Consider the following 5487-nt stretch of genomic DNA (forward strand, 5'->3'; position numbering starts at 1 on the left):
ATAACCCAAACAAAACAACTGGAACACCAGTTAGATGACTATCGACAACAAAATCTAGCGCAAAACGTTAAAATTAGTGAACTCAAAACACGTTTAGAAGAAACGTTAAGAGCAACACAAGAACGTCAAAGTATACTAGAACATAGTGAACAACGACTTACGACTCAATTTGAAAATTTAGCCAACCGTATTTTTGAACACAGCGGTAAAAAAATTGAACAACAAAATAAACAAAGTCTTGATTTTTTACTTTCGCCACTCAAAGAGCAACTAGAAGGTTTCAAAAAGCAAGTGCAAGATAGTTTTGGTCAAGAAGCAAAAGAGCGTCACACATTAACGCATGAAATTCGTAATTTACAACAGCTTAATGAGCAAATGAGCAAAGAGGCAAATAACCTAACTAATGCACTAAAAGGCAATAATAAAACCCAAGGAAACTGGGGCGAATTTATCCTAAGCCAAATTCTAGATAATTCTGGATTACGATCAGGTTATGAATATGAAACTCAAGTCAACTTAACAAACGAAAGCAATCAACGGTTACAACCCGATGTCATTGTTCACTTACCTCAAGGGGGAGATGTAGTCATCGATTCAAAAGTGACTTTAGTTGCCTATGAGCGCCATTTCAATAGTGATGATGAAACAGTGAAAACAAAAGCGATGAGCGAACATTTAGCCTCTGTTCGTAATCACTTAAAACAACTTAGTCAAAAAGATTATCATAAACTTATTGGTATTAATTCATTAGATTATATTTTGATGTTTATACCTGTGGAACCTGCATTTCTTAGCGCTATAGACAACGATCCTACATTAATCAATGATGCTATGAAAAATAATATTATGATAGTCAGCCCAACCACTTTGCTAGTTGCATTAAGGACTATTCATAATTTATGGCGATTTGAGTACCAGAACCGTAATGCTGAACTTATTGCCAATAGGGCAAGCAAATTGTACGACAAAATGCGCGGTTTTGTTGAAGATATGGAAAACTTAGGTAACTGTTTAGATAAAGCTCAACAGACCTATCAAAATTCTATGAACAAATTATCGAAGGGTCGTGGTAATGTAATTGGACAAATAGAACGGTTTCGTGAAATGGGTATCGAAGTAAAAAAACCGATAAACTCAGATATTGCTTCACTGGCAATAGAGGAATCGAATAACAAAGATGAAATTGAAACCTAACAGGCTTTAACAATACTTGTGACATGATAAATAAACAAAACCTAGATTCACGATTATTTGAAATAAGTGTATACTCATCGAACGTAACGAGGAATTGAATATGGCAAAAAAACAAGATAAAGAATTAAGTTTCGAGGAAACACTTAAACAACTTGAAACCATTGTAAATCAACTAGAAAACGGCGAACTGCCTTTAGATGAGGCTCTAAATGAGTTCGAAAAAGGAATAAAATTAGCAAAAGCAGGTCAAAAGCAGTTACAGAAAGCGGAACAACGCATTGATATTTTATTATCTGAAAATAGTGATGCCGAACTGTCAGAATTTACAAATGATGATAATGAATAGTTTAAAACCGTTACAAGAACGAATTGATTCGTTTTTAGCTACATGCATTGCGCAAATTGAAAGTTCAAAACTCCAACAAGCAATGAGTTATAGCTTACTGGCTGGAGGTAAACGAATTCGACCAATTTTAGTCTACTTAACAGGTCAATTGTTCAATTGCCCTCTTTCTAAATTAGATGAAGCTGCTGCTGCTATTGAGTCTATTCATACTTATTCATTGATTCATGATGATCTGCCGGCAATGGATAATGACGATTTACGCCGAGGCAAACCAACCTGCCATATCCAATTCGGTGAAGCTCAGGCTATACTTGCTGGTGATGCCTTACAAAGTTTTGCCTTTTTATTATTAGCAAAAAGTGAACGCCTTGATTCAAATGCCAAGATTGATATGATAACCGAACTTGCACATGCTAGTGGCGCTACTGGCATGTGCCTAGGTCAATCGTTGGATTTGTTGGCTACACATCAGTCAATTAGTGTGGAACATTTGCAAAATATTCATTGCTATAAAACAGGTGCTTTAATCAAAACAGCGATCCGTTTGGGCGCATTTGCTAGTGGCGAAATAGCGCAGCCTTATCAACTAATGCTTGATAACTACGCCGAATCAATTGGTCTGGCATTTCAAATTCAAGATGACATTTTAGATGTCATTGGCGAACAATCAATAATGGGTAAACCAAAAGGTTCAGATCTCATTCATGAAAAAAGCACATATCCAGCATTAATTGGACTGGATAATGCGATAAAGCTAACTCAACAACTTTATCAACAAGCTATCGATAGTCTTAAGCAAATACCTTATAATACGCAACCTTTGCATGACCTTGCTGGTTTTATTATTAATCGCAATAATTAGTAACTAATTAAAATATCACATAATGAATTTAAATAATTACCCTTTGTTAAAACAAATCAACTCGCCCGAGGATTTAAGATGTTTTCCTCAGTCGCAGTTATCCTCTATTTGCCTAGAGCTTAGGCAATATTTACTAACATGTGTTAGTCAATCAAGTGGTCATTTAGCATCGGGATTAGGTGTGGTTGAATTAACTACCGCACTACATTATGTCTATTACACCCCTTTTGATAAAATTATTTGGGACGTAGGGCATCAGGCTTATCCTCACAAAATTTTGACTGGTCGCAGAGATCAGATGCTCACTATTCGCCAAAAAGGGGGGCTTCATCCATTTCCTCATCGTAATGAGAGTGAATATGATGTGCTAACTACAGGGCACTCTTCAACTTCAATTAGTGCAGCGCTAGGAATTGCCATTAGCGAACAAAAAAAACAATCGGGAAAACAAGTAGTCGCGGTCATTGGTGATGGTGCACTAACAGCAGGTATGGCATTTGAAGCAATGAATCATGCAGGCCATATCAAACCCGATATGCTAGTGATTGTTAATGATAATGATATGTCGATTTCCGCAAACACTGGAGCACTTAACCAACATCTTACTCAAATTTTATCAAGCAAAGCCTATACATCTTTTCGAGAAAGTGGCAAACGTGTATTAGCCAATATTCCCCCTCTAAAAGAGCTCTTTAAAAAAACGGAAGAACACTTAAAAGGCTTAGTCACGCCTGCAACCTTATTTGAAGAGCTTGGTTTTAATTATATTGGTCCTGTTGATGGACACGATATAGATAGTTTAGTTACGACTTTACAAAAAGTTCGCCAATTAAAAGGTCCACAGTTGCTTCATGTGATTACGCAAAAAGGTAAAGGCTATGAGCCAGCTGAAAAAGATCCGACACTATGGCATGGAGTACCTAAATTCAACCCTAATGATGGCATATTACCTGTCACCACAAGAGCAATTCCAACGTATTCGCAAATTTTTGGCGATTGGCTATGTGAAATGGCGAAAAATGATAACCGTTTAATGGCGATAACACCTGCTATGGGTGAAGGTTCAGGCATGACAAAGTTTGCCAATCGTTATCCAGATCAATTTTTTGATGTTGCAATAGCAGAACAACACGCGGTTACATTAGCTGCTGGGTTTGCAATTAGTGGCTTAAAACCTATTGTTGCCATCTACTCAACTTTTTTACAACGTGCTTACGATCAAGTCATCCACGATGTCGCTATTCAAAACTTACCGGTATTGTTTGCCATAGATCGTGCAGGGATTGTTGGTGCGGATGGCGAAACTCACCAAGGAGCATTTGACTTAAGTTATTTACGTTGCGTGCCCAATATGGTCATTATGACGCCAAGTGATGAAAACGAGTGTCGACAAATGCTTTATACCGGTTATTTTCATAACGGACCTGTGGCAGTGCGTTATCCTCGTGGTGAAGGTACTGGAGCACAATTAAAACCATTAGAAGTAATCCCGTTAGGGCAATCGAAATTATGTCGAGAAGGAAAAAATATTGCTTTACTTAATTTTGGCACTTTACTAACCGAAGTATTACAAGCAGCAGAGCAAATCGATGCTACAGTCGTTGATATGCGTTTTGTAAAACCATTAGATGAAAAAGTCCTTTTGCACATTAGCCAAACACATAATATACTAGTCACCATTGAAGAAAACAGTATTAAAGGCGGAGCCGGTAGCGGCATCGGTGAATATTTATTATCGAAAAAAATAAAATGTGATATTTTAAATATTGGGTTGCCCGATAAATTTATTTCTCAAGGATCTCAAAACGAAGTAAGGCAAGAAATAGGGTTAGATCCAAAGCACATTATCGATAAAATTAATAATTTTATGAATCAATAGGTTAAATATGGAAACTCAAGCTGTCACTATTCAAATTTTTGGACGAACATTAAAATTTAATTGCCCGATTGATGAAGTTAACGCACTTAATAGTGCTGCAAAAGATCTCGATACGCGCTTAACAAATTTACGAGAAAAATCGCCACAGATTACCAGTGATCAACTTATTATGACGGCAGCACTGAATATTTCTTATGAACTTACAAAAGAAAAAGAAAAAAGTAATGAATTTAGCGATCGACTAAAAATGTTACAACAATTACTTGATTCTGCCCTAAATACCAACAATTAATGTAGTTAATTGTAAATTTAATACAAATAGTCTTGTATGATCCGTCAAATTTTGTATTATGATATCTATCTCTGAGATGCTCGCGATATGGGTTAGTCCCCTGAGCCGATATTCTTATCTTTAGAACGAAGTGACTTTTAGTTGGTGTGTATGCCTTACTTGTAAGGAAACCTAAAAATTAAAACACGATGTTCACCTTGAACCTTGGGTTCAAGGGTTACGACCCTAACGGCATCTTGGAGTACTTCTTCGACCTTTCAGCTACTGTAAAAACCGATGAATATTAGGCAAATTATCCGTCAAAAAAGACGGCAATTACCCCCTACTGAACGCGACATTGCGCAACAAGCTATATACCAAAAAATCGCCCATCATCAAGCGATAAAAACAGCAAACAATATTGCTATATTTTTATCATTTGATGGCGAAGTTGAAACTAAGCCCATTATTGAATATTTATGGGAACAAAATAAATCTGTTTACTTACCCATTATCAATCCTTTAATACCCACAGATTTGCTTTTTTTGCAATATACTAAACAAACTTCACTTACTAAAAATAAATTTGGTATATTAGAGCCTGAATTAAATCAATCAAAGATACTGCCTTACCATCAACTTGATATCGTATTTACACCACTCGTGGCTTTTGATCAACGAGGTTATCGTATGGGGATGGGTGGCGGATTTTACGACCGATTACTAGCAAATTATCAAGCTCAACAAATTTTACCTATTGGGCTTGCTTTTGCTTGCCAAAAAGTACAGCATATTGATAACAAGCCGTGGGATATTCGGTTGCCAGAAATTATTTATGCTTAAATTTATTAATATATCTTATTTTTAGATATAAAAATAACTTACTACTAAACAATAATATTATTCTTAAACCTCTAAACCTATTTTTTAAGTAT

General features: G+C 36.1%; 6 protein-coding genes and 1 other RNA gene. All 7 read left to right on the top strand.

The window, feature by feature from the left end:
- On the top strand, positions 1–1194 hold a 1194-nt coding region (gene rmuC / locus A9G30_RS09640; protein WP_065588812.1), incomplete at its 5' end, for a DNA recombination protein RmuC.
- 100 nt (positions 1195–1294) lie between these two features.
- Positions 1295–1540, top strand: a complete 246-nt coding sequence (xseB, locus tag A9G30_RS09645) for an exodeoxyribonuclease VII small subunit (RefSeq protein ID WP_065566743.1) — start codon at positions 1295–1297, stop codon at positions 1538–1540.
- The gene (ispA, locus tag A9G30_RS09650; RefSeq protein WP_065588813.1) at positions 1524–2402 is read left to right on the top strand and encodes a (2E,6E)-farnesyl diphosphate synthase; all 879 of its coding nucleotides are present in this window, start codon (positions 1524–1526) and stop codon (positions 2400–2402) included. Before xseB ends, ispA begins: the two co-directional genes overlap by 17 nt.
- A 22-nt stretch (positions 2403–2424) precedes the next feature.
- On the top strand, positions 2425–4281 hold the full coding sequence (gene dxs / locus A9G30_RS09655) for a 1-deoxy-D-xylulose-5-phosphate synthase (protein WP_065588814.1): 1857 nt from the start codon (positions 2425–2427) through the stop codon (positions 4279–4281).
- A 7-nt stretch (positions 4282–4288) separates the two neighbouring features.
- A complete protein-coding gene (zapA, locus tag A9G30_RS09660; RefSeq protein ID WP_065566746.1) occupies positions 4289–4573 on the top strand; it encodes a cell division protein ZapA in 285 nt (94 codons plus the stop codon).
- 65 nt (positions 4574–4638) lie between these two features.
- Positions 4639–4820: non-coding RNA, 6S RNA (gene ssrS / locus A9G30_RS09665), on the top strand.
- Between the two features lie 29 nt (positions 4821–4849).
- On the top strand, positions 4850–5395 hold the full coding sequence (locus A9G30_RS09670) for a 5-formyltetrahydrofolate cyclo-ligase (RefSeq protein ID WP_065588815.1): 546 nt from the start codon (positions 4850–4852) through the stop codon (positions 5393–5395).
- Positions 5396–5487: the final 92 nt, after the last annotated feature.

The organism is Gilliamella sp. Fer4-1 (genome assembly GCF_001690515.1).
Taxonomy (GTDB): domain Bacteria; phylum Pseudomonadota; class Gammaproteobacteria; order Enterobacterales; family Orbaceae; genus Gilliamella; species Gilliamella apicola_C.

Bases quoted from the DNA above. Each gene is read 5' to 3' on its own strand.
- xseB (WP_065566743.1), top strand. From the start codon at position 1,295: ATGGCAAAAAAACAAGATAAAGAATTAAGTTTCGAGGAAACACTTAAA.
- ispA (WP_065588813.1), top strand. From the start codon at position 1,524: ATGATGATAATGAATAGTTTAAAACCGTTACAAGAACGAATTGATTCG.
- dxs (WP_065588814.1), top strand. From the start codon at position 2,425: ATGAATTTAAATAATTACCCTTTGTTAAAACAAATCAACTCGCCCGAG.
- zapA (WP_065566746.1), top strand. From the start codon at position 4,289: ATGGAAACTCAAGCTGTCACTATTCAAATTTTTGGACGAACATTAAAA.
- A9G30_RS09670 (WP_065588815.1), top strand. From the start codon at position 4,850: ATGAATATTAGGCAAATTATCCGTCAAAAAAGACGGCAATTACCCCCT.